Origin of the sequence: Methylacidimicrobium sp. AP8 (assembly GCF_903064525.1) — a bacterium.
Classification (GTDB): domain Bacteria; phylum Verrucomicrobiota; class Verrucomicrobiia; order Methylacidiphilales; family Methylacidiphilaceae; genus Methylacidimicrobium.
The window spans coordinates 649125-671844 of the sequence record NZ_LR797830.1; the positions used below are offsets into that span (position 1 = coordinate 649125).

23 protein-coding genes are annotated in these 22720 nt (G+C 64.2%); 3 read left to right on the forward strand and 20 right to left on the reverse strand.

All coding sequences use genetic code 11. The features are described from left to right. The first annotated feature begins 82 nt into the window (after positions 1-82). On the forward strand, positions 83-1882 hold the full coding sequence (locus MTHMO_RS02850; RefSeq protein ID WP_202213438.1) for a glycosyltransferase family 39 protein: 1800 nt from the start codon (positions 83-85) through the stop codon (positions 1880-1882). A gap of 19 nt (positions 1883-1901) precedes the next feature. Continuing rightward, positions 1902-2084 carry a hypothetical protein gene (locus MTHMO_RS02855; RefSeq protein ID WP_202213439.1) on the forward strand — a complete coding sequence of 61 codons (183 nt, stop codon included), beginning with the start codon at positions 1902-1904 and terminating at the stop codon, positions 2082-2084. Between the two features lie 31 nt (positions 2085-2115). Here MTHMO_RS02855 and MTHMO_RS02860 read toward each other — a convergent pair whose 3' ends face one another. After that, complete coding sequence (locus MTHMO_RS02860; RefSeq protein ID WP_237394729.1) at positions 2116-2547, reverse strand: bis(5'-nucleosyl)-tetraphosphatase; 432 nt, start codon at positions 2545-2547, stop codon at positions 2116-2118. An 8-nt stretch (positions 2548-2555) separates the two neighbouring features. Further along, on the reverse strand, positions 2556-3914 hold the full coding sequence (gene acpA / locus MTHMO_RS02865) for an acid phosphatase (protein ID WP_202213441.1): 1359 nt from the start codon (positions 3912-3914) through the stop codon (positions 2556-2558). Between the two features lie 11 nt (positions 3915-3925). Here acpA and MTHMO_RS02870 point away from each other — a divergent pair, with 11 nt between their 5' ends. Further along, complete coding sequence (locus tag MTHMO_RS02870) at positions 3926-4471, forward strand: hypothetical protein (RefSeq protein WP_202213442.1); 546 nt, start codon at positions 3926-3928, stop codon at positions 4469-4471. Here MTHMO_RS02870 and coaD read toward each other — a convergent pair. The 18 genes from coaD to gatC all read right to left on the reverse strand — a co-directional run bounded on the left by coaD (position 4461) and on the right by gatC (position 22661). Further along, entirely contained in the window at positions 4461-4961 is a 501-nt protein-coding gene (coaD, locus tag MTHMO_RS02875) for a pantetheine-phosphate adenylyltransferase (RefSeq protein WP_202213443.1), read from the reverse strand. The genes MTHMO_RS02870 and coaD overlap by 11 nt on opposite strands. A gap of 12 nt (positions 4962-4973) precedes the next feature. Next, entirely contained in the window at positions 4974-6230 is a 1257-nt protein-coding gene (murA, locus tag MTHMO_RS02880; RefSeq protein WP_202213444.1) for a UDP-N-acetylglucosamine 1-carboxyvinyltransferase, read from the reverse strand. Further along, positions 6223-7050: a peptide chain release factor N(5)-glutamine methyltransferase gene (prmC, locus tag MTHMO_RS02885; protein ID WP_202213445.1), complete on the reverse strand. Its 828-nt coding sequence runs from the start codon at positions 7048-7050 to the stop codon at positions 6223-6225. Before prmC ends, murA begins: the two co-directional genes overlap by 8 nt. Then, positions 7047-8150 (reverse strand): peptide chain release factor 1, encoded by a 1104-nt coding sequence (gene prfA / locus MTHMO_RS02890; protein ID WP_202213446.1) that lies wholly within the window; start codon positions 8148-8150, stop codon positions 7047-7049. The genes prmC and prfA overlap by 4 nt, the downstream gene beginning before the upstream one ends. An 84-nt stretch (positions 8151-8234) precedes the next feature. After that, positions 8235-8486, reverse strand: coding sequence for a 50S ribosomal protein L31 (gene rpmE, locus MTHMO_RS02895; RefSeq protein WP_202213447.1), 252 nt, complete (start codon positions 8484-8486; stop codon positions 8235-8237). An 18-nt stretch (positions 8487-8504) separates the two neighbouring features. After that, entirely contained in the window at positions 8505-9746 is a 1242-nt protein-coding gene (gene fabF / locus MTHMO_RS02900) for a beta-ketoacyl-ACP synthase II (RefSeq protein ID WP_202213448.1), read from the reverse strand. A 63-nt stretch (positions 9747-9809) separates the two neighbouring features. After that, the gene (locus tag MTHMO_RS02905; RefSeq protein WP_024806753.1) at positions 9810-10064 is read right to left on the reverse strand and encodes an acyl carrier protein; all 255 of its coding nucleotides are present in this window, start codon (positions 10062-10064) and stop codon (positions 9810-9812) included. A 198-nt stretch (positions 10065-10262) separates the two neighbouring features. Next, a complete protein-coding gene (gene fabG / locus MTHMO_RS02910; protein ID WP_202213449.1) occupies positions 10263-11012 on the reverse strand; it encodes a 3-oxoacyl-[acyl-carrier-protein] reductase in 750 nt (249 codons plus the stop codon). After that, complete coding sequence (gene fabD / locus MTHMO_RS02915) at positions 10987-11922, reverse strand: ACP S-malonyltransferase (protein WP_202213450.1); 936 nt, start codon at positions 11920-11922, stop codon at positions 10987-10989. Before fabD ends, fabG begins: the two co-directional genes overlap by 26 nt. Positions 11923-12035: 113 nt before the next feature. Next, positions 12036-12542, reverse strand: a complete 507-nt coding sequence (locus MTHMO_RS02920; RefSeq protein WP_202213451.1) for an NADH-quinone oxidoreductase subunit B family protein — start codon at positions 12540-12542, stop codon at positions 12036-12038. A gap of 44 nt (positions 12543-12586) precedes the next feature. Further along, positions 12587-14167 carry an NADH-quinone oxidoreductase subunit C gene (locus MTHMO_RS02925; protein ID WP_202213452.1) on the reverse strand — a complete coding sequence of 527 codons (1581 nt, stop codon included), beginning with the start codon at positions 14165-14167 and terminating at the stop codon, positions 12587-12589. Between the two features lie 14 nt (positions 14168-14181). Beyond that, a complete protein-coding gene (locus MTHMO_RS02930; protein ID WP_202213453.1) occupies positions 14182-15633 on the reverse strand; it encodes a hydrogenase 4 subunit F in 1452 nt (483 codons plus the stop codon). After that, the gene (locus MTHMO_RS02935; protein WP_202213454.1) at positions 15630-16292 is read right to left on the reverse strand and encodes a hydrogenase-4 component E; all 663 of its coding nucleotides are present in this window, start codon (positions 16290-16292) and stop codon (positions 15630-15632) included. Before MTHMO_RS02935 ends, MTHMO_RS02930 begins: the two co-directional genes overlap by 4 nt. Positions 16293-16308: 16 nt before the next feature. Further along, positions 16309-17265: a respiratory chain complex I subunit 1 family protein gene (locus MTHMO_RS02940; protein ID WP_202213455.1), complete on the reverse strand. Its 957-nt coding sequence runs from the start codon at positions 17263-17265 to the stop codon at positions 16309-16311. Further along, entirely contained in the window at positions 17256-19268 is a 2013-nt protein-coding gene (gene hyfB, locus MTHMO_RS02945) for a hydrogenase 4 subunit B (protein WP_202213456.1), read from the reverse strand. Before hyfB ends, MTHMO_RS02940 begins: the two co-directional genes overlap by 10 nt. A gap of 196 nt (positions 19269-19464) precedes the next feature. Further along, on the reverse strand, positions 19465-20919 hold the full coding sequence (gene gatB, locus MTHMO_RS02950; protein WP_202213457.1) for an Asp-tRNA(Asn)/Glu-tRNA(Gln) amidotransferase subunit GatB: 1455 nt from the start codon (positions 20917-20919) through the stop codon (positions 19465-19467). 15 nt (positions 20920-20934) lie between these two features. Then, positions 20935-22377, reverse strand: a complete 1443-nt coding sequence (gene gatA, locus MTHMO_RS02955) for an Asp-tRNA(Asn)/Glu-tRNA(Gln) amidotransferase subunit GatA (protein WP_202213458.1) — start codon at positions 22375-22377, stop codon at positions 20935-20937. Beyond that, entirely contained in the window at positions 22374-22661 is a 288-nt protein-coding gene (gene gatC / locus MTHMO_RS02960) for an Asp-tRNA(Asn)/Glu-tRNA(Gln) amidotransferase subunit GatC (protein WP_202213459.1), read from the reverse strand. Before gatC ends, gatA begins: the two co-directional genes overlap by 4 nt. Positions 22662-22720: the final 59 nt, after the last annotated feature.

The following is a 22720-nucleotide window of genomic DNA, read 5'->3' on the forward strand; positions in this document are numbered from 1 at the left end:
ACTCTTCGACGCATAAAAGGCCGGCGGGAAGCGGCGTGCGGAGACCGCAGCGAGCACCGAGGCTGAGCAGGAAAAGAGGGGTTTGCACCGGTTTCGTCCGTTCTCGCATGGTCTTGGGCTGCGGCGTGCCGCTTTGCCGGGCGCATGGACCGAGCTACTTGGGCCGGTCGTCCTACTTGCCCTGGGAGTTCTCTATATCGTCGAGAGCGCGGGGCCGGTCATCTTCGACGACAACGAAGGGCTCTATGCGGGGGCGGCCCGCGAAATGCGGACCCGGCGGGACTGGATCGTTCCCACGCTCGAAGGGATTCCCCGGTGCCAGAAGCCGCCGCTTGTCTACTGGTCGATCCTGCTTAGCACGGGCCTGTTCGGGGAGAACGAGTTCGGTGTGCGGCTGCCCCAGGCGCTGGCCGTCCTGGCCTGGATGGCGGCTACCTATCGGCTCGGCGCCACCCTCGGGGATCGGCGGCTGGGATGGTCGGCCGCTCTGATCCTGGGCACGGCGTTCGGCTCCTTCATTTTCGGCCACGTCATCATGCCGGAGGTCTTTCTCTCGGCCTCGGTCGCGTGGAGCTTCTGGTTTCTCTGGAAGGCGCTCACGGAGCCCGAGAAAGAGCGATATAGGCTCGGCCTCTGGGTTTCGATGGCCTTCGGGGCGCTGGCCAAGGGTCTTCATGCGCTCTTCTACCCGTTGGCCGTCGCCGGGCTGCTGGCGCTTTTTTCCCGGACGATCCGGAAGCGGGTTCCGGCTCTTTTCCGCTGGGAGGGAATCGGTCTCTTTCTTCTTCTTGTGGTCCCATGGTATCTGGCTATGGAAATCCGGCTGCCCGGATTTGCTTGGGAACATTTCGGAAACGAGCAGCTCGGCCATGCGGTCAACCATCGGATCCCTCCGGACGCGGGAACGGTCCGCCTACCGATCTTCTTGGCCGAGCAGTGGATCTTTCTCCTTCCCTGGAGCCTCTTCGGGGCGGCTCTTCTCTTGCCCGCGCGAAAGCCGGCTCTCCCGGGCCCGGAAACGCAGCCGAAAGGGCTTTTCCTCGGACTTTGGATTCTTGTCACGTTTTTCTCGGTGCTGCCCTCCTCGCTGCAGGACTACTACGCCTTGAGCTGCTTTCCCGCGTTCGCCCTTCTGCTGGCCCGTCCGTTTTGCGAGGCCGGCGAGGGCCGGCCTCATTGGACGTTCTGGGTTCCGTTCGCCGTGATCTCGGGGCTGGCGGTTGCGGCCGCGGCGGCGGGTATCGCCTTCGGGTCGAGCTTGGGTGCGACCGCTTTCCCGATCGCGGCGGCGCCGGTCGATCAGCGGGATACTTTTCTTGCAGCGATCTACGGATTTCCCTTCAGCACTTGGCGGGCGTTCCTTCCGCTCTTGCTGCCGTCGAGCGCCAGCCTCTTTCTGGGCGGGGCGGTCGGGCTCCGGCTCGCCTGGCGCGGAAAGCGGCTGGCCGCCGGGATCTGCCTCGCCCTCGCCATGTTTGCGCCGCTGGCGGAAGCCGGCAAGGGCCTACGGCTGATCGCCGACTACTTTTCCTCGGAAAAAATCGGCCGCTACCTCAACGGCCTGCCGGCGGGGGAGGGGTGGATCGTGGCGGACGGAGAACCCCATTTCTACTCGAGCCTCTTTTTCTATCTCCGGAGAGATCGGATATACTGGGTCCACTCCTCGTCTACCTCCGCATTTTCGTTGCGGAGCGCTCCGGAAGCCAAGAGGCTCTTCCTCTCCGAGGCCGGATTTCTCGCGCTTTGGAAGGAAAAGCAACCTGTCTATTGGATCGGCGAGGAGTCCGCGTTGCAGCATTGGAAGCCGATCTTCGACCAAGCAACCCCCGGGTGGCGAGTCGTTCTTCGTTGCGGAACGAGGGTCTTGGCCGTAAATCATTAGCAGGAAGGGGTGCCAAGCCATGATCAGACGTGAGGAGATGGAGGAGGCGATTCGCCTTTTCCAGGAAGAGGATGAGCGGTGGAAAGGCATCGTCGAGCGGATGTCCAAGGAAGAGCAGACCCAATTCTACGTGGCCGTCGAAGGGGCTTCCGGCCGTTGGATCGGATCGGATTCCTTGCTCGAGGACGAGCCGGAAGACTGAAGCTCTCTCCGAAACTTTTTTCCGCAAGCCGCTAGGCGGCCGTTCCGGTGATCCGGTCCTGCGCCCATTCGAGGATCGGCCGAAGCCGCGGCGGCAGGAGGCGGCGCGCCTCTTCGGCGCTCACCCAGCGAAACTCCTGGTGCTCCGGTTTGCCGATCTCCGGGTTGATGCCGAGAACCACCTTGTCGCCGCGGGCTTCGGCCAGATAGTAACGGGCGATCTTCCCCCGGCCGTATGGCGCTGTCTGCCGGAACTCTTCCTTCCAAGGGAAAGAGAGGTTTCGGATTCCCGTCTCCTCCAAGATCTCACGGCGGGCGGCTGCAAACGGGTCCTCGCCCGGCTCCACGAGTCCCTTGGGGAAGTCCCAGTTGCGAAAGGCGCGCAGGAGCAGGTAGCGGGGTTCTTGCCCTTCCCGGCGGAAAACGACCGCTCCGGCGGAGAGACGGGGCGAGGAGGAGCTCACGGCTGTCGCTAGGGAAGGCGGAGGGCTTCGACCAGATTGGCGGCCGCTGCGTCGCGTTCCGCGAGCGGAGGCAGCCCGAAGCGCCATTCCAGGAACCGGAGAAAGGAGGTGGTGTCGTAAGTACGGTGGTCGACACCGCCTTTCTTCGCATACGGGGAGATCAGAACCGCAGGAATTCGGGTCCCCGGACCCCAGCGGTCGCCCCGCGGAGGCGGCACATGATCCCAGAAGCCTCCGTATTCGTCGTAGGTGAGCAAGACGACACAGTGGGGCCAGTAGCGGGAGGCCTGGATGGCGCGGATGAGGGCGACGGCATGCTTCTGCCCTTCTTCCAAATCGGCATAACCGGGGTGCTCGCTCCAGGCGCCGAGCGGCTTCACGAAGCAGACGGAGGGAAGGCGACCGCTTTGCAGATCCGCGAGAAAGTCGGTTTCGTCCTTGAGATGGAGCGCCCGCTCCGGGCTGCCGGGACCGTAGCGGGCAAAGTAGGCGAAGGGCTGGTGGTGAAACTGGAAGGTAGGCGGCGCTCGTCCCGCAAGCGCCTCGTTCCATCCGCCGGAATACCAAGCCCAGCTGACCCCCGCCTCGGTCAAACGGTCGCCGATCGTAGGCATGGCAAGAGGCGGAAGAAGCCGATCGGGCGGAGTGGACGGGCGATGGGGGGCGCTCGCCCCTTCGACGGTGCCCACAACATAGCCGTCCGGAGTGACCGCCCCGTCGCGTCTCAAGCCGATCAGGCGGCCCTCCTCGTCGAACACGGGTTCGGCGACCCAATCCGCCGGCGGATGGGCCCAGGAAGGCGTTCGAGCGGCGACGAGCCAGATGTGGTTGAGGAACGAGCCCCCGAAGGCGGCCTGGAAGAAATGATCGAGGACGGTGTACTGCCGGGCGATCGGATAGAGCGGCAGCCGATCGGTCGCGTAATAGCCCATGGGCAGGGCGCCGGTGGTCCCCCAGGCGACGTATCCGCTGTTTACGCCGCCAGCGATTTGCAGCTGGTTCCGGTAGAAGGAATGGACCGGATCGGGAATCGCGTCGTGCAGCGAAACATAGGAAAGCAAGGGGAAGGGACGATTGGGGAGGTGCGCCGGAAATCTCGGGTCGGGAACCTGGTGGTCCTGGACCGGCGGGAGAGTTTTGTACGGAAGTCCGGCGCGATCGACTTGCACCCCCGCCTCCCCTCCTTTGGGAATCCCTTCCGCACCCGGATACTCGCCGAAAAGATTATCGAAGCTGTGGTTTTCTTGGTAGAGGAGGATGATATGATCGATCGGCGGCGCGGGAAAGGGCGCTGGACCCGCTGCCGGGGCCCTTTGCGCGAGCGCGCCGAAGGCGACGGCGGCGAGGAGCGGGATGCGCCCAAGCATGCGGGATGAGAATGGAGAAGCGGCTCCGGAAAAGCAAGCGTGCAGGCCGACGTGCTTGGTTCCGGCGGCTGTCCTGGGGGGCCGCCGCAGGGATCGCCTTCGCGGCGCCCGGATCGATCTCTGCCTGGGGGCAAGCGGCGCCGTCTCCGCAGGTGCGGGATCTCCCTCCCCTCCGCATGCACGGGGAGCCGAATAGGCAGGCGCCGCTTCCCGAGATTCGGGCGCTCGTCGAGCGTTTCTTCAAGGATCTGATCGCCGGAGAGATTCAAAAAGCATTCCAGGACCTGCTGGTGACCAGCCGGCTGAGCAGCCGGCACGAGAACCTGTCCGTGCTCATGGACAAGACCGCGCAAGCCTTCACCTACTACGGGAAAGCGACGGGTTTCGAACCGTACGACACCCGGGCGGTCGGCTCCCGCCTCCTGGTCGTCACTTATCTCTTGGACTTGGATCTTCAACCGCTGCGCTGGCGGTTCGTCTACTATCGTCCCGAAGAGGCTTGGAAGCTCATCGACATTCGGGTCGACGACGCCTTGGAAGACCTGATCAGCCGCTGACCCGCATCGCATGCGCCCGGCGAAGAGCTTCCTCGACCGGTTTCGGAACGAAGCAGGAGACCGGTCCGCCGAGCCGGGAGATCTCCTTGACGAGCGAGGAGCTCAGGTAGATGAACGAATCTCTGGGCACCAGGAAAACGGTTTCGATTCCTGGCGCGATCTTTCGGTTCATGAGCGCGAGCTGGAATTCGAATTCGAAATCGGAGACCGCCCGGAGCCCGCGGATGATGGCCTGAATCCCTAGTTCCTTGGCGAAGTCGACCGTTAGGGCGTGGAACGGAAGGACACGCACCGGTCGGGGGAGTCCGGCGACCACCTCTTCGGCCAGCCGCACCCGCTCCGCCAGCGGGAAAACGGGCGTTTTGGTGGATTGCGCCGCCACGCCGACGATGACTTCATCAAAGAGACCCTGTGCCCGCTCGATGATGTCGAGGTGGCCGAAGGTGATCGGATCGAAGGTTCCTGGATAGAGCGCCTTGCGGGATGGCATGGAGGGTTCGGGTTACGGCCGCCGTTCGATATTGGCGCCGACGGCGCGCAGCTTGGCGTCGATCCGTTCGTATCCGCGGTCGATATGATAGACGCGGCTGACAGTCGTGGTGTTTTCGGCTTGCAGTCCGGCGAGAACGAGAGCGGCCGAAGCGCGGAGATCCGAGGCCATGACGGGAGCCCCGCTCAGGCGGGGGATTCCGTCGATGACCGCGACGTTGCCGCGGAGATCGATATGGGCACCCATCCGCTTGAGCTCGCTGATATGCATGAAGCGATTCGGAAAGACCTCATCGGCGATCTCGCTCCGCCCGGGAACCGTCACGGCCAGAGCGCAAAACTGGGCTTGCATGTCGGTCGGAAAGCCGGGATAGGTGCCCGTCCGCAACCGGAACGGCCGCAACGGATCGCCGGCTTGCACGCGTAGCCCGTTTTTTTCCTCCTCAACCGAGGCGCCCGCCTGCCGCAACGCCTCGATGATGCTTCCCATGTGCTCGGATGGGGCGTTTTCAAGGAGGATCTCGCCTCGGACGATCGCCGCCGCCACCGCGAAAGTTCCCGCCTCGATCCGATCGGAGATGACCGTGTGCTCCGCCCCATGAAGTTCTTCGACTCCTTCGATTTCCAGACAGCCCGTGCCCTCCCCGTGTATCCTGGCTCCCATCGCGCGGAGGAAGCGCGCAAGGTCGGCTACCTCGGGCTCTAAAGCGGCATCCTCGATGATCGTCGTTCCCCGGGCGAGGCAAGCGGCCATCATGACGTTGTCCGTTCCCAGCACCGTCGATCCGTGAGGGCCCCGGAGGGAGAGCCGGGTGCCGGTGAGGGCGGAGGTTTCGGCGACGACATATCCCTTGGATAGGGTGATCCGGGTTCCCAGCGCTTCGAGGCCGCGAAGATGGAGGTCGATCGGCCGGTCCCCGATCACGCAGCCTCCGGGGAGAGAAACCTTGGAGCGGCCGCACCGAGCGAGAATGGGCCCGAGGACGCAGACCGAGGCCCGCATCCGGCGGACGAGGTCGTACGGCGCTTCCCACCCGACTTTCCTCGCCTCCACCGTCACCGTGCCGGCGGAAAACGACACATCCGCGCCCAAGTAGCGCAGAATCTCGAGCATGTAGCGGATGTCGCTCAGATCGGGCACCCGATGAATGACGCACCGCTCCCGCGTAAGCAGAGTCGCGGCGAGAATGGGGAGGGAGGAGTTCTTCGAGCCGCTGATCGAAACGGTGCCCCGAAGGTGGGCGCCTCCGTGAATGAAGAATTTATCCACGTGCCTCCCCGATCACGACGCGCGCCATTCCCGTGAGGTCTTTTAGCGATCTCGAAGCGAAAAGGCCAGCGCGCTCCAGGAGCTCGACGACTTTTTCCGCCTGCCCGTCCCCCACTTCCAGCGCGATCGCACGGGTGCGCCCGGCTGCCTGGTCGATCAGGGAACGAATGAGCTGCAATCCGTCCGGGCCTCCGTCCAGCGCTTTCCGGGGCTCGAATTGGACGGTTCTCGGCAGTCGGGGCAGGCAGCCTGTCGGAATATAGGGAAGGTTGGCGACGATCAAGGCGAAGGCCGGCTCCGGAGCCCCCTCGAGCAGGTCGGCTTGATAGAACCGCAGATTCGGCACTCCCCGCGCATTTTCCTCGGCCACGGCGAGAGCGGAGGGATCCACGTCGCAGGCGTAGACGCGGCGGTCCGCCGCGCGGCATGCCAGCGAGATGGCTAGGACCCCCGAGCCCGTGCCGACATCGAGGACGGGTCCCGGGGGAAGGATTTCCAAGAGGTCGGCGGCGGCTTCGAACAAGAGCTCGGTCTCCGGCCGGGGGATCAGCGTCGCCGGTGTGACCCGGAAGCGCCGTCCGGCGAACTCGGCGCTCTCCAGGACGTAGGCCAGGGGCTCTCCCTGCGCGCAGCGATCGGTCCAAGCTTCCACGCGGTGGAGGCAATGGGGAGGGACAGGCAGCTGCGGCTCGACATAGAGCGAGAGCGGGGGAATGCCCAGCGCCTCGGCCACAAGCCATTGCGCCGTGCTCCGAGAAGATTCGACGGACGCCCGGGCCAGCCGGTCGATCGTCCGCCGCAGCAGGCCGATCCGCGTCACGGCGTAAAACGTGGGGATGAGCCCGCCGCCTCCGCCGCGGACAGCCGCTCTTCCATCTCCTTTTCGGCCAAGGCTTCGAGCAGGGGCTCGATGTTCCCTTCCAAAACGGAAGCAAGCCCGTGAAGGGTGACCGGAACCCGGTGGTCGGTGACGCGGTCTTGCGGAAAGTTGTACGTGCGAATCTTCTCGTGCCGATCCCCGCTGCCGATGAGGCTCCGCCGCTCGGAAGAGAGCCTGGCCCTCTCTTCCTGCTGTTTTTGGGCGAGAAGCCGGGTGCGGAGAATCGTGATCGCCTTTTCGCGATTCTTGATTTGGGATCGCCCCTCCTGGCAGCGCACGATCAGCCCGGTAGGAATATGGAGCACCTGGACGGCCGAGTCAGTCGTGTTGACACCCTGGCCTCCGGGGCCTCCCGCGCGGCAGACCTCGATGCGCAGGTCTTCGGGCTTGAGGACGACGTCGACTTCCTCTGCTTCGGGCAACACGGCCACCGTGGCGGTCGAGGTGTGGACGCGCCCTTGCGACTCGGTCGCGGGCACCCGCTGCACCCGGTGCACTCCGCTCTCGAAACGGAGCTGGCGGTAGACACCTTCGCCCGAGATTTCGACGATGATCTCTTTCAGTCCGCCGAGATCGCTCGGGACCAGAGCCATCGGGCTGATCCGCCAACCGCGCTTTTCCGCATAGCGGCTGTACATGCGGTAGAGGTCGGCCGCGAAAAGAGCGGCTTCCTCTCCGCCGGTACCCGCCCGAATTTCGAGCATGGTGTTTCGCGGTTCGTTTTCCTCTCCCGGGAGGAGCGCCACCATGAGCCGGCGATGCGCCGCCGTCTCCTCTCCGCGTGCCTCGGCCAGCTCCTCCTCGGCCAAGGCCCGTAGATCGGGGTCTTCCTCCTTTTGAAGCAGAGTCTCCAGAGAGCGGACCTTTTCCTGCGCGGAGAGCCAAAGCCTATGCCGCTCGAAGATTTCCTTCAGGTGAGCATGCTCCCGGGTCAGCTCGGCCGCCCGCGAAGGCTGGGCATACACCTCTGCGCGGGAGAGGATCTCCTCGAGCTCTTCGTACCGTTGACGAAGACGGGAGACATAGGCGGTCAGTTCCATAGAGCCACCTGGAGTAGGAAAAGGGCGTGCGTCGGCCCCGGCCCAAGGCTCGGCGGGCCGCGGGCCCGCGGGAGCCGCCGGACGCTAGGTTTTGGACTTCCGGGGGGATTTGGCGGCCGTCCCGGTCATCTCGGGCATCTTCGTGCCGAAGCGGCGCAGGAACTTTTCCACCCGTCCGGCCGTGTCCACGAGCTTCTGCTGTCCTGTGAAGAGGGGATGGCAAGAGGAACAGATTCCTAACCGCAGCCGATTCTTGGTCGAGCGGGTGTGGTAGACGGCCCCGCAGGCGCAGGTGATCGTGGTCTCCCCATACTCGGGGTGAATGTTTGCCTTCATCGTGACGATTTCTTCCTTCTATTCGAACTTGGCCACAATCAGGGATGCGTTGTGTCCCCCGAACCCGAAGGAGTTGCTCATCACCGTCCGCAGCTTGCTCTCTCTGGCCTGATGAGGGACGTGGAGAAGATCGCACGCGGGGTCGGGATTGTCGAGGTTGATTGTGGGAGGAATGAGCTGGGCCTCCAAGGCCTGCAAACAGAGGATGAGCTCCACCGCTCCGGCCGCCCCCAGGCAGTGGCCGGTCATCGACTTGGTGGCGCTGACCGGGACCTTCTTCGTATGCGCGCCGAATACGCGATGGATCGCGAGGGCTTCGCAGATGTCGCCTTGCTGGGTCGAGGTGGCATGGGCGTTGATGTAGTCGATCTGCTCGGGGCTCTTTCCTGCCCGCTGGAGGGCCGAGAGCATGGCCCGGGCGGCGCAGCGGCCTTGGGGATCCGGGGCCGTGATGTGAGAGGCGTCGGCGGAAAGCCCGTATCCGATGATCTCGCCCAGAATGGGAGCGCCTCGCTTCTTGGCGTGCTCGAGCTCTTCGAGCACCACGATGCCGGCTCCCTCGCTCAAGACAAAGCCGTCGCGATCCCGATCGAAGGGCCGGGATGCCTTTTGGGGCTCGTCGTTGCGCAGGCTCAGCGCCTTCATGTTGGCGAAGCCCGACAGCCCTAGAGGCACGACAGCGGCCTCGCTCCCCCCGGCCAAGATGACTTCCGCTTCGTGATCGCGGATCAGGCGCCAAGCTTCCCCGATGCAATGCGCAGCCGTCGCACAGGCGGTCACTACGCAGAAATTCGGGCCCTCGAAGCCGAGCTCGATCGCAATCAGCCCGGAGGCGATGTTGGTGATCATCATCGGGATCATGAGCGGAGAAGTCCGCCTCGGCCCCTTTTGCAGGAGGACGCTGTGCTGGTCCTCGAGGGTTTTCAACCCGCCGATGCCCGAGCCGACGATCACTCCCACGCGGGTGGGATCCACCGCCGCGGAGAGCAAGCCGGAGTGGCGTACGGCCTCCTTGGCGGCCGTCATCGCCAGCTGGGAGAACCGATCGGCGCGCCGAGCTTCTTTCGGATTGCGGAAGGATTCGCTCAGGTCGATGCCGCGCACCTCTCCGGCGATCAGACAATCATACCCGGTGGTATCGAACGCGGTGACGCGGCCGATCCCGCTTCGGCCGTTCCGCACGCTCTCCCAGAGAGCGCCGGCGTCGTTTCCGTTCGGGGTCACCGCCCCGAAGCCGGTTACCACGACACGCCGTGTCATGAGGAAAAGGGGGAGTCGCCGTCCCCCGGGAGGAGAAGAATCGGACGAGGAAGAATCACGGCGTCAGCTTTCTTCCTCTACGTGCTCTTCGATGTATCGGATGACGTCACCGACCGTTTGCAGCTTTTCCGCCTCTTCGTCCGGAACTTCCACGTTGAACTCTTCCTCAAACGCCATGACCAGCTCGACCGTATCGAGGGAGTCCGCTCCGAGATCCTCGATAAACTTGGCCTTGGGTGTCACCTGCTCGGGATTCACGCCGAGCTGTTCGACTATCATTTCTTTTACGCGTTCTTCGATCGATTTCTTCTCTGCCATAAAGTCCAGTCTCCTTCGAGTTCGAGGCTAGTTAGAATCGGAGCCCGGATTTGGCAACCAAAAAGTCGCCGAATCCTGGTACAGCCCCCTGTGTCTCTCCACACCCCACCCGCCGGGGGACAGCGAGAGGATCGTCGATCGTCGCCGATTCGGTTATCATTGCGTGCCCTTCTCTCGTCGCTATTTCCGGAGACCGGGTCAAGCCAGAAGGCCGCCGTCGACGACAAAAACCTGACCGGTAATGTAATCGGAATCAGGCCCGCAAAGAAAAGCGACCATTCCCGCCACCTCCTCTGCGCGGCCGAAGCGCCGCAGCGGGATCTCTTCGAGAAGCCGGACGCGGACCTTCTCGGAGAGGTCCTTAGTCATGTCGGTCTCGATGAACCCCGGACAGACGGCGTTCGCGGTGATGCCGCGGGACGCGAGCTCGCGCGCGATCGACTTGGTCAACCCGATCAAGCCGGCCTTCGACGAGGAATAATTCGCTTGTCCAGGATTGCCCATAAGGCCCGATACCGATGATATATTTACGATTTTTCCGGACCGCCGTTCGAGAAAGTGGCGGCCCAACGCGCGGATCCACAGAAAGGCGCCCTTGAGGTTGGTATCGAGCACCAGATCCCAGTCCTCTTCGGTCATGCGGGCCGCCAGGCCGTCCCGGGTGACCCCCGCGTTGTTCACCAGGAAATCGACCCGGCCGAAATCGCGAAGGATGCTCCGGCTCGTGTCGTCCACCTCCTGCTTGATGCGGACGTCGGTAGCGTAGCCTTTGGCCTTCCCTCCGAAGCTGAGGATCTCCGCCGCGGTGGCCTCGGCATCCGGCGCCTTTCGGCTGACGCAGGCGACGGCCGCGCCCATGCGGGCCAGACGAAGGGCAATCGCCCTGCCGATGCCGCGGCTGGCGCCGGTCACCACGGCGACCTTATCGCTCAGCGAGTCGGTCTTCATGCAATTTGAGATCTTCTAGCGTCGCCAGGGAGACTCCTTCGGCACCGGGTTCGATGCGCCGCAGCAGGCCCACGAGGATCGGGCGGGGGCCGATCTCGACAAACCGCCGGATCCCGCCGGCGAGCATCCCCCGGATGCAATCTTCCCATTTCACGGAGCCCTCAATTTGTTCGGCCAGGCTTCGGCGGATCTCGCCGGGTTGGTGAACGGGCCGGCCCAGGAAGTTCGAATAGACCGGAACACGCGGGATTTCCAGGGGAAAGTCTTCGAGAAAGGCCTCCAGCTCCTCGGCGGCTGTGCGCATGAGGCGCGAGTGGAAGGCGCCGGAGACCTCCAAGGGGATAGCCTTCCGTACGTTCCGAGCCCTGGCCAGCGCGGGAACCAGGGCCAGCCCCCGAGGCGAACCGGAAAGAACGATCTGATCGGGCGCGTTGTAGTTCGCGACGTCCACACCGGCCTCGCGGGCGATCTCCTCCGCGGCTTTCCGGTCGATGCCGACCAGCGCCATCATGGATCCGGGGGATTCCTCGGCCGCTCTCTGAATGGCCGATGCCCTTTTTTTCACCAGGCGGAGGCCGTCGGAATACGAAAAGGTGCCGGCGGCGGCGTGAGCCGTCAGCTCCCCCAGGGAGAGGCCGGCAACCGCCGAGAAGCGGAAAGCCGGGAGGCGCTTTTGCAGCAGCGTGAAGAGGGCGTAACCATGAACGAAGAGAGCGGGCTGGGCGGCGATGGTTTCCGTTAGAGCTTCCGCCGGCCCAAAAAAGCAGAGAGAGCGGAGCGGCATCTCGAGCACCCGCTCCGCCTCTTCGTAGAGGCGGCGCACATCGGGATCGGCCTCGTAAAGGTCTTGCCCCATGCCTACCTCCTGAGCGCCCTGACCGCCGAAGAGAAGTGCGCGATTCGCTTCCACCGAGGGTTCGCCTGCTTCTGGCGAGAGCGGCCAACATGGCCTTCCCGGTTCCTCACGCCAAGCTTTTTTTTTTGCATCCTCTATCCCGCACGGTTCGTAGCCCGCGCCCGTGGTCAACCGCCGTGGGCCGTCTCCATGCTGTCTAAAAGGGCGAGGAGTCCCGCCAGGAGTTCCCGCGGCCGGGGAGGGCATCCGGGAATCGCCAAGTCGACCGGGACCACGGCTGCCGCTGCCCCCACGCAGGCGTATCCCGGGGAAAAGAGGCCGCCCGTGGCTGCGCAATCTCCCACCGCCACGACCCATTTGGGATCGGGAATGGCTCGGTAGGTCCTTTCGAGCGCCTCCCGCATGTTCCGGGTCACCACACCGGTCACGAGCAGCACGTCCGCATGCCGGGGGGAAGCGACGAAGCGCAGGCCGAAGCGCTCGAGATCGTAAAAAGGATTCTGGAGGGCGTGAAGCTCGAGCTCGCACCCGTTGCACGAGCCCGCGTCGACCAAGCGGAGGGCTAAGCTGCGCCCCAGCCGTCTTCTCGCTCCCTCCTCCACCCGGCGGCCGAGCTGCCGAAGCAGAGCTTCGTCCACCGGCGGAGGAGGCTCGGGAAGGCCGCAGGAGACCATCCCGAAAGAGAGGGACGGCGGGGGCGGGGTGCGCGGGGAGGGGGTCAGAGGTCATGGCCGGCGTACGAGCAGTTGAAGGACTTATTGCAGAGGGGAAAGTCGGCGATGATGTTCCCGGAAATCGCCGCTTCCAGCAGCGGCCATTGGAACCAGGACGGGTCCCGAAGGTGGCAGCGGGCGACCCGGCCGCGCTCGTCGATCCGGACCCAGGCGAAGATGTCTCCGCGGAATCCTTCCACGAGGGCTGTTCCTTCGGCGGGCGCCGTCGGCTCCGAGGGCGGGGGCGTGAAGCAGGGGCCGGGCGGCAGTCCGTCGAGGATCTGCCGGATGAGGCCGAGGCTCTGCTCGATTTCGCGGATCCGGACGCCCACGCGGGCATCGACATCTCCCTCCTCCCGTACCGGAACCGAGAAGCGGAGTTCCGGGTAGGGAGGATAGGCGAGATGGCGGCGGGCGTCGAAGAGTCGGCCGGAGGCTCGGCCGATGACGCCCCCGCAACCGTACCGGACGGCCAGAGTGCGGGAAAGCATTCCGGTTCCGACCGTCCGATCCTGGAGGGAGGGAGTGGTCTCGTAGACCTCCTGGATTCCGGGAAGAGCGGCCGCGATCTCTTCGCAAACTTCCCGGAGCCTCCGGAGCGCCTCTCCCGACGGCATGGCGCGCATTCCGCCGGGAACAATCCGGTCCATCATGAGCCGATGGCCGAAGCAGAGGTCCGCAGCGCGCACAATCTTCTCCCGGAGCACGGTGCAGAAGGCGTGCATGCGCGCGAAAGCCGCATCGTTGCAGATCGCTCCGATGTCTCCAAGGTGGTTGGCCACCCGTTCGACTTCGACGCAGAGAGCCCGAAGCCAATGAGCCGCGGCCGGGGCTTCGAACTCGAGGGCTGCTTCGACGGCTCGGGCGAAAGCCGCAGAGTAGGCGGCCGTCGTGTCGCCGGAGACGCGCGCCGCCCACCGAGCCGCCTGTTCCAGCTCCGCTCCGGTCAGCAAAGCATCGAGACCTCGGTGGACGTACCCTAGGCGCTCCTCCAGGCGCACCACGGTTTCCCCTGCCGCCGTGAAGCGGAAGTGGCCCGGTTCGATGATGCCGGCATGGACCGGACCGACCGGAACTTGGTGGAGCTCCTCTCCTTCCGCGGGAAGAAAAGGATAGTCGGCCCGTCCGTCTGCGGGAGATGCCTTCCCCAGGGGGAAGCGGACTCCCCAGGCCCCGTGATCGAGCCAGGGTCTCGGATCGGGGCTCTCTTCGGGCAGAAGCCCGAAGAGATCGTAGATGGTCCTCTCCGGGCGCAGAGCGGGAGGATGGAGCCGGCCCAGCGAAGGGAACCGCCCTTCCGGGCAAGGTAGGCTCAACACGCCCGCCTCCCCGGAATCCGCGTCCCAAAAAGAGAGATGAACGCAGCCGGGCTCGCCCCAAAGCCCGAGGAGGGAAGCGTTTCCGGCGGCCAGCGTTTCTCCGGCGATGCGCCAGAGGGAGGTGTCGATAATCGATCGAGGCCAAGGTCGATGGCGTTCGACGAGGTCGCCCCGCCGGAGGAGCTCCGGAAGCGAGGGATGGCGGCCCGCGGGCGGAGAAGAACCCGGGGCGGAACCGGAAGGACCGGATGGAGAAGAATTAGGCATGAGCGCGAGGGGAACTACCGGAGAAGCTGCGCCGTCTGGCGGAACCAGCCGACGACGGCGTGCGGGAGAAATATTCCCGCGGTCAACACGGCGAGCATATGGATCAGAAACGGCAGCGGCATCACGCGGATCGGCTCTCGGCGCCCGCTCGGCCTGCCGAAAGCCATGCCGGAGATGCGGAGCGTGAGCGCCCAAAAGGCGATAAGAAGGCCGAGAAGAAGCAGCAGGATCACCCACGGATGGCTGGAAAAGCCGCTGCTGACGATCAGGAATTCGCTCAGGAAGATGCCGAAGGGAGGCAGGCCGATGATCGCCATCGTTCCGGCCAGCAGTCCCCATCCGAGAAACGGGTGGCTCTCGGTAAGCCCCCGGATGTCCGCGATCTTCTGTGAGCCCTTGGCTTGGGAAATGTGACCGACCATGAAGAAGATCCCGGACTTGGTGAGGCTATGGAGCGCCATATGGAGAAGTCCGGCGAAGTTGGCCAGAGGATTCCCCAGCCCGAAGGCGAAGGTGATGATGCCCATATGCTCGATCGACGAATAGCCGAAGAGCCTCTTGATGTCGCGGCGCCGGTAGAGCATGAACGCCGCAAAGAGAACCGTGGCCAAGCCCATGGTGATCAGGATCGGACCCGGGGAGAGGACATGAGGGTTGCCCGCGAGGAGCATTTTGAATCGGATCACAGAGTAGAGGGCGACGTTGAGCAGCAGTCCCGAAAGCACCGCGGAAATCGGGGTCGGTCCTTCCGCGTGCGCGTCGGGCAGCCACGCATGGAGCGGAAAGAGTCCTACCTTGGTTCCGTATCCTAAGAGCACGAAGAGAAAGGCGAGATTGAGCAGCGACGGGTCGAGTGTCGCGGCATGCGCAAGAAGCGAGCTCCAGCGCATCGCCTCCGCTCCTTCTCCGACCGCCTGCCGGGCCGCCACGTAGGTCAGTGTGGTCCCGAAAAGCGCCAGGGCGATGGCGACGCTGCTCAACATCATGTACTTCCAAGACGCCTCGATCGCTTCGTGCGTGCGGTAGATCCCCACCATCAGAACCGTGGTAAGGGTAGCCAGCTCCACCGAAGCCCAAAGAACCCCGATGTTGTTGGCAAGGAGGGCCAGCGTCATCCCGAAGAGGAGAAGCTGGTACATGGCGTGGTAAAAGCGGAGGAGTCGCGGCGTGAGGCGGCCGATCTCGATTTCGTGCTGGATGTATCCCGCGCTGAAGAGGCTCGTGGTAAAGCCCACGAAGGCGTTGAGGATCAGAAAGACGATGTTGAGATCGTCGACCAGGAGGTAGCGGCCCGGCGCCTCTCTCGGAACCGCGAGAAGGGAAAGGGCGACGCAGAACGAGAGAAAGGATGCGAGGATGTTGATCCGCGCTGCGAGCCGCCAGTCCCGGAGGAACGCCAGCAAGAGAGCGGACGCTGCGGGAATCACGAGCGCCCAGGCCGTCGGGTTCCAGGAAGAATAGTTCATCGTCTTTCTCCGCGGAAGCGGTCGACGACCAAGATATCGACCGTGTCAAAACGCTCCCGGATGCGGAAAAGGAAGATGCCGATGACGATGAAGGCGATCAGCACCGCGAACGCCACGCTGATTTCCACGACCAGCGGCATCCCTTTGGCTCCGGCAGCGGCCAAGATGAGCCCGTTCTCCAGAGACATAAAACCGATGACCTGGCTGATGGCATTGCGTCGGGTGACGATCATGAGCATGCCGAGGAGGATCACCGCCAGGGCGAAGGCGAGATCTTCGCGGGAAAGCCGGTCGCCCGGAGGAGTGGTGCGCAGGGTGACGACCAGCGAAAGTGCCACCAGAGAGATGCCTACCAGCATCGTGGGACCGATGCCGCCCACCGTCTCCAAAACCTGGTGGATCCGCAGCTGGGCGACGATTCGACGGAGCGCGACCGGGATAAGGACGGCCTTGAACACCAAGGCGACGGCTGCGGTGATGTAGAGATGGGGGGCGTTTTGCGCGAATGCCTGCCAGGCGACGGAAAGGGTCAAGAGCAGGGCGTGGAACGTGAACACGTGCAGGAGGGCATAGACCCGGTCCTGGTAGAGGAGCATGAAGCTGGCCAGCACAAGGCTCCCGGAAAGCAAATGGGCGACGTCGAAGTCGAATGTGCTCATGCCGATGGGGATGGGTTTATAGGCTGCTGGAAACGAAACGGAGGAGGGAGGCGAGGAGGCCGAGCATGAGCGCAGCCCCGAGAAAGTCCGGGACGCGGAAGAGGCGCATTTTGGCCAACGTGGTCTCGAAAATGCCCAGCGCGACGCCTGCCGTCGCCAGCTTCAGCACGTAGAAGAGCCCTCCGGCGAGGTAGGAAGCGAGGGAAGCACCCGGCGCCGCTACGCCCCAGGGGAGGAAGATCGTGCCGATCAGAGAGAAGTAGAGCAGCAGCTTGAGGAAGGCGCTCAATTCGAGGAGGGCCAGGTGCCGGCCCGAGTACTCGAGGATCATCGCCTCGTGGACCATGGTCAGTTCGAGGTGCGTGGCGGGGTTGTCGACCGGCAGGCGGCAGTTTTCGGCCAGCGCGATCAGGAGGAGAGCGGCGAAGGCCAGGACCATCGAGACCCGAAGGCCTACGGCGGGCGAGAGCACGTAAGCGGTGATCGCGGAGAGCTCGGTGGAGCCCGCGATCAGGGCCAACGTGAAAACCACCAGGAGCATGGCGGGCTCCGCCAGCGAAGCGATCATCATCTCCCGGCTCGCGCCTATGCCTCCGAAGCTCGTGCCGACGTCCAGAGCGGAGAGAGCCAGGAAGAATCGAGCGCTGCCGATCAGGGCGGTGACGGCGATGAGATCGGCCCAAGGACCGAAGGGAAGACCCAGGCAGAAGGTGGGAACGAGGGCGGTCGCCAGCCAGGTGAAGGCGAAAATGAGATAGGGGGAGGCGCGGAAGAGCCAGGAAGCGTTCGGCGCCAGCGCGGGGCTCTTGCGGAAAAGGCGGAGGAGATCCCGGTAGGGCTGGAGAATCGAAGGGCCTTGGCGGCCGAGCATGCGCGCCTTCACCTTGCGCACCAAGCCGGTGAGGCCCGGCGCCAAGAGGAGCACCAAGAGCATCTGAAAGGCTTGGACCAGAAACGATCGGACTAGACCCATACGCTCAGCAGAAGCAGCAGGAGGACCAGAAGGAGAAAGACGAGAAGGAGATAACGCCGGATCGTGAGAAACTGCATCGGATTGAGCTTGTCGGCGAGCAACCAGACGAGCCGGATGATCGGCGCGTAGATCCCCCGCCAGGCCGGATCGTGAATCTTGACCGTGATCCGGGCGGGGCGGATTTCTCCGGGCAGGGGCATGTCGACCGCCTCGCGGGCTCCGAAGATGCTGGAGGCGTAGACGCGGCGGATCGGCTGAGCAAAGCTCGCGGCGGTATACTGCGTCGACGGGCTCGGATCCGGAAAGCCGCAATCCCAAGCGGGTGAGCGGCGGATCGGGCGAAACCCGAACCATCGCACAAGCCCGGTAACGGCCAGACCGGTGAGGACGATGAGGACGAAAAGGAGGAAAGCGTCGTAGGAGCTCCGGTGCTGAGCGATCGGGACCATCGGAGCCCAGAAGGGCCGGCTCTGTTGCGGCATCGCCTGTCCCACCAGCTCCATGACCGCCGGACCCAGGGCATTGACGACGGGCCCCGGGAAGATCCCGGCCAGGAGGCAGAGGAGGGCGTTGAGGAAGAGGACGGAGAGAGACCATCGATCGGTTTCCCGGGCCTCGGCAGCGCTCGGCGATCGAGGCCGTCCGAGAAAGCTCATGCCGAAGGCCTTGACAAAACAGGCCGCCGCCAGCGCCGCCGACAAGGCCAGGAGAGCTCCCACGACGACGATCAGGAACTTGAGCGCCCACTGGGGAAGATCGGGGCTCACCAGAATAGCCTGGAAGGTGAGCCATTCCGAGGCGAAGCCGTTGAGGGGTGGAAGCGCCGAGATCGCGACCGAACCGAGCAGGAAGGCAAACGACGTTCCCGGCATCCGGTGGATAAGCCCCCCCATCTTCCCCATATCGCGCTCGCCCGTCGCGGCCAGCACCGCCCCGGAGCCGAGAAAGAGAAGGCTCTTGAACAAGGAGTGGTTGATCGTGTGGAAGAGGGAAGCGGTCAGGGAAAGCGCGGCGGCCCACGGAATCCGATTCGTCGCGAAGGCCAGTGCGAGTCCGAGGCCGATGAAGATGATCCCGATGTTTTCCACCGTGTGGTAAGCAAGCAGCCGCTTGAGATCATGCTGCATCAGGGCGTAGAGGACGCCCAGAACGGCGGTTACCCCTCCCAGGAAGAGCAGCGGTAGGCTGCTTTCCCAAGACTGGGGGCGAAGGAGATCGAAGACGACCCGGATGAAGCCGTAGACGGCCACCTTGGTCATCACTCCGCTCATCAACGCCGAGACATGGCTCGGAGCGGCCGGATGGGCCTGCGGAAGCCAGACGTGGAGGGGAAAAAGGCCGGCCTTGGAGCCGGCGCCGATCGTCGTCAACAGGAGTACGAGCCCCGCAGTCCAGGACGGGAACGCGGCGGCGCGCATCCCGGAAAATGCATAGCCCCCGGCGGAGTTCGCCAGCAATCCGAAAGCCAGAAGGAGCGTCAAGCCCCCGAAAACCGCCATGATAAGGTAGAGCTGGCCGGCCCGGGCGTTCTCTTCCTCACGGTGGTGGGAGACGACGAGCGCCCAGGAAGCCAGCGACATGAACTCCCAAGCGAACAGAAAGACATACGCGTCATCGGCCAGGACGACCCAAATCATTCCTGCAAGGAAGAGCGGAAAGAAGGGAAGGACGCGCTCGGGCGCCGATTCATGGCGGCCGTAGCCGATGCCGAAGAGAGAGGTCGAGGCGCCGCCCCAGCCGATGATCGCCAGGAACAGGGAGGAGAGGGCGTCCATTCGGAAATGGGCTCCGAGCCAGGGCAGGCCGATGGGAAGGGTCAACGCAGGCGTGTCGCCGGAAAGGAAGAGAAGCTGCGATAGGCCGACAGCCAAGGAAACTAAGCTGACGGCAATGGTCCCGGCATAGACAAGCGGGCTCCGACGGGACGCAGGGCGCGTCCCCAAGCCAGCGATGCTCAGCAGGAGGAGAGCGGCCGAGCAGCCGAGCGCGATAACCAAGGTCATTCGGTTCTACGGCTTGCCCGAGGAGGAAAGCCTCTTTTGCGCACCGAGAGCCGGAGCACGGGTCGCGAATCGCGTACTCTCCAGCACGGCCATCGCCTCGGAGGACAAACAAACGTTCAAGCTCCTGCTTGTACGCAGGCCGCCGGCAGCGCACAAGGCAAATTTGGCCCGTCCTCCGGACGCCGGCGACACGGCGTCAAGGCTCCCGGAGGAGAGATTCCAACAGCTCGTGGATTTTCTGGGGGTTGGCCTGCCCCCGGGTCCTTTTCATGACGAATCCCTTGAGCGCATTGATCGCCGCCGTCTTTCCCGCTTTGTAGTCGGCTACGCTCTTCGGATTGGCGGAGATCGCCTCTCGGCAGAACCCCTCCAAGGCCTGGGTATCCGAAATCTGGGCCAGACCGCGTTCGGCGACGATCTCCTTGGGCGGCCGGGGTCTTTCGATCAGGATCGCCAACACTTCCTTTCCTTGCCGGGAATTGAGCCGTCCTTCGGAGATAAGATCCGCCAGCTCCCCGAAATATTCGGGGGGGATCGATAGGGGGGCTGGCGAATCCTCGCGGAGCGCTAGGTAGTCGTTGATGGTAAGATTGGCTAATGTAACCGGGTTCCGGGTCGAGCGGGCCGCCTTCTCGAAGTAGTCGGCAAGAGGAGGATCGGACGCGAGGACGCTCGCCTGATATTCCGAGAGGCCGTAGGTCTGGCGCAGGCGGCTCTTTTTTCTTTCGGGAAGCTCGGGCATGCGCCGCTTGGCCTCCTCGCGCAGGCGGCCTTCGGTATGGATCGGCAACAGGTCGGGATCGGGAAAGTAGCGGTAGTCATGGGCCTGCTCCTTCGTGCGCATGGGAATTGTCTCCCCGCGCGCGTCATCCCAACGCAGGGTCTGCTGGATCACCGTGCCTCCCGAGGCGATGAGCGCGATCTGAGACTGGATCTCATGCTTGAGGGCCCTCCGGACGGCGCTGATGCTGTTCAGGTTTTTGATTTCCCGCTTGGTGCCGAATCCTTCGGTGCCGGCAGGCCGGACGCTGATGTTCACGTCGCAGCGGAGCTGCCCCTTTTCCATATCGACGTCGCTCACCTTCCCGTAGCGGAGGATTTCGCGGAGCGTGGTGAGCAGGGCGAAGGCTTCCTCGGGCGTGCTCAGGTCGGCGGCCGTGACGATCTCCATGAGCGGGGTCCCCGCCCGGTTGAAGTCGATCCCGCTGCAGTTCTCCAGGTGGAAGGACTTCCCCACGTCCTCTTCCAAATGGATCCGGACGAGCCGGACTTTCTTGCCCGCCAAAGCCTGCGGCTCCTTCTGCGCGTCCTTGGGGAAGGCGAGCATGGGGAGGGTCACCTCTCCTCCCAGGCAAAGAGGCTGGTCGTACTGGGAGATCTGATAGTTTTTCGGGATGTCCGGATAAAAGTAGTTCTTCCGGTCGAACTTGGCCCGCGGAGGAATCGATGATCCCAGCATGAGTCCGGTGAGGATCGTCTGGATGACGGCTTCCTCGTTGGGGACCGGGAGTGCGCCGGGAAGACCTAGGCAAACCGGGCAGACGTGGCTGTTCGGCTCGGCGCCGAATTCGTTCCGGCATCCGCAAAAGAGCTTGGTCTCCGTCTTCAGTTGGACGTGGACCTCAAGGCCGATGACCGCTTCGTACGTCATGAGCGCTTCCTTGCTCTACTCCAGCGGGGGCCGCCGGGCATGCCAGCCGGTGCTCTGCTCGTAGGCATAGCCCACCTGAAGAACCGTTTTTTCCTTCCACATCGGGCCGATGATTTGCAGCCCGATGGGCAGGCCCGCCGCGGTGAAGCCGCACGGGATGGAAACGGCGCAAAGCCCGGCGAGGTTTACCGCGATCGTGAAGATGTCTGCGAGGTACATCTTGAGAGGATCATCCGTCCGCTCGCCGAGGCGGAAGGCCGGCGTGGGCGAGGTCGGGGTTACGATCGCCTGGCACTCCCGGAACGCCGCCAGAAAATCCTCCCGGATCCGCATCCGCACCTTTTGCGCCCGCAGGTAGTAGGCGTCGTAATAGCCGGAGCTGAGCGCATAGGTGCCTAGGAGGATTCGGCGCTTGACCTCGCGGCCGAAGCCTTCCCCGCGCGTGCGGCTATAGGTTTCGAAGAGATCGTCGCATCCTTTGGCCCGCCTTCCGTAGCGCATCCCGTCGAATCGGGCCAGGTTGGCCGATGCTTCCGCCGTGGCGACGAGGTAGTAGGCGGCGATCGAATAGGGGGTGTGGGGAAGGGAGATTTCCCGAAGGGTCGCCCCGAGTCCTTCCAGATGGGCGATCGCCCGTTTCGTTGCCGCCTCGACTTCCGGATCGATGCCGCTCACAAAATATTCCTTGGGAATCCCGAGGATCATTCCGCGGATGTCCTTGCCGAGCTCGGCGGAAATCGAAGGCGGCGGTTCGGGGCTGCAGGTGTTGTCCCGGGGATCCGCCCCCGCGATGACTTCCAGCAGCAGCGCCGCATCCGCGACCGTTTTTGTCATCGGCCCGATCTGATCGAGGCTGGAAGCAAAGGCGGTTAGTCCGTAGCGGGAGACGCGTCCGTAGGTCGGCTTCAGGCCGACGCAGCCGCAGAAGGCGGCGGGCTGGCGGATCGATCCACCCGTGTCGCTGCCCAGGGCTGCGATCGCCTCGTGGGCTGCAACGGCGGCCGCCGAGCCTCCGCTGCTGCCTCCCGGCACGCGCGAAAGATCCCAAGGATTGCGAGTAACGCCCCATGCGGAATTCTCGGTGGAGGAGCCCATGGCGAACTCGTCCATGTTCGTTCTCCCTAAGAGGATGGCCCCGGCCGCGCGCAGCCGCTCGATCACGGTCGCGTCGTAGGGCGCGATATACCCTTCGAGGAGGCGGGAGCCGCAGGTGCAGGGTTCGCCGCGGACATGGATCAAATCCTTGACGGCGATCGGGATCCCGCCCAAGGGGAGGGATATGTCCGCCTTCTGCGCCGCTTCGAGGGCGCGCTCGGGATGGAGATAATTGTATGCCCTGAGCTTGGGATCGACCATGGAGATGCGATCGAGGAGCGACTCGACCAGCTCCTTTGGATGAATCTCCTTGGCAAGGAGCTTGCGTCGAAGCTCCTGAATCGTAGCGAAAGCTAGGCTCACTCGAGGATCCGTGGGACGAGGAAGAGGCCGCCCCCTTGCTGCGGGGCGTTCGACAGCGCCTCGCTCGGCGCGAGCCCCGGCGAGGGGCGATCCGGGCGGAGGCGGTTCCGGGCTCCCTCTTCGTCACCGGCGAGGACGACTTCCCGTACATCGACCTCCTCGAGCTTCTTCACATAGGCGAGGACCTGCTCCAGCTGCTTTCCGAAGGTCTCGATCTCTTCCGGAGAGAGTCGAAGACGCGCCAGATCCGCTACGTAGGCAACATCGATCGCAACGCCGGCCACGTCCTATCCATACCGAAACCCGCGGGTGTCTGGCAAGATGCGGAAAGCTCGGTCCTCCA

What these genes read in the sequence shown, in the direction of transcription:
- MTHMO_RS02925 (WP_202213452.1), bottom strand. Translation starts at nt 14,167, where the DNA reads ATGCCTAATTCTTCTCCATCCGGTCCTTCCGGTTCCGCCCCGGGTTCT.
- MTHMO_RS02855 (WP_202213439.1), top strand. Translation starts at nt 1,902, where the DNA reads ATGATCAGACGTGAGGAGATGGAGGAGGCGATTCGCCTTTTCCAGGAA.
- rpmE (WP_202213447.1), bottom strand. Translation starts at nt 8,486, where the DNA reads ATGAAGGCAAACATTCACCCCGAGTATGGGGAGACCACGATCACCTGC.
- MTHMO_RS02870 (WP_202213442.1), top strand. Translation starts at nt 3,926, where the DNA reads ATGGAGAAGCGGCTCCGGAAAAGCAAGCGTGCAGGCCGACGTGCTTGG.
- fabG (WP_202213449.1), bottom strand. Translation starts at nt 11,012, where the DNA reads ATGAAGACCGACTCGCTGAGCGATAAGGTCGCCGTGGTGACCGGCGCC.
- fabF (WP_202213448.1), bottom strand. Translation starts at nt 9,746, where the DNA reads ATGACACGGCGTGTCGTGGTAACCGGCTTCGGGGCGGTGACCCCGAAC.
- coaD (WP_202213443.1), bottom strand. Translation starts at nt 4,961, where the DNA reads ATGCCATCCCGCAAGGCGCTCTATCCAGGAACCTTCGATCCGATCACC.
- prfA (WP_202213446.1), bottom strand. Translation starts at nt 8,150, where the DNA reads ATGGAACTGACCGCCTATGTCTCCCGTCTTCGTCAACGGTACGAAGAG.
- MTHMO_RS02920 (WP_202213451.1), bottom strand. Translation starts at nt 12,542, where the DNA reads ATGGTCTCCTGCGGCCTTCCCGAGCCTCCTCCGCCGGTGGACGAAGCT.
- acpA (WP_202213441.1), bottom strand. Translation starts at nt 3,914, where the DNA reads ATGCTTGGGCGCATCCCGCTCCTCGCCGCCGTCGCCTTCGGCGCGCTC.
- MTHMO_RS02930 (WP_202213453.1), bottom strand. Translation starts at nt 15,633, where the DNA reads ATGAACTATTCTTCCTGGAACCCGACGGCCTGGGCGCTCGTGATTCCC.
- MTHMO_RS02940 (WP_202213455.1), bottom strand. Translation starts at nt 17,265, where the DNA reads ATGGGTCTAGTCCGATCGTTTCTGGTCCAAGCCTTTCAGATGCTCTTG.
- MTHMO_RS02905 (WP_024806753.1), bottom strand. Translation starts at nt 10,064, where the DNA reads ATGGCAGAGAAGAAATCGATCGAAGAACGCGTAAAAGAAATGATAGTC.
- hyfB (WP_202213456.1), bottom strand. Translation starts at nt 19,268, where the DNA reads ATGACCTTGGTTATCGCGCTCGGCTGCTCGGCCGCTCTCCTCCTGCTG.
- gatB (WP_202213457.1), bottom strand. Translation starts at nt 20,919, where the DNA reads ATGACGTACGAAGCGGTCATCGGCCTTGAGGTCCACGTCCAACTGAAG.
- MTHMO_RS02935 (WP_202213454.1), bottom strand. Translation starts at nt 16,292, where the DNA reads ATGAGCACATTCGACTTCGACGTCGCCCATTTGCTTTCCGGGAGCCTT.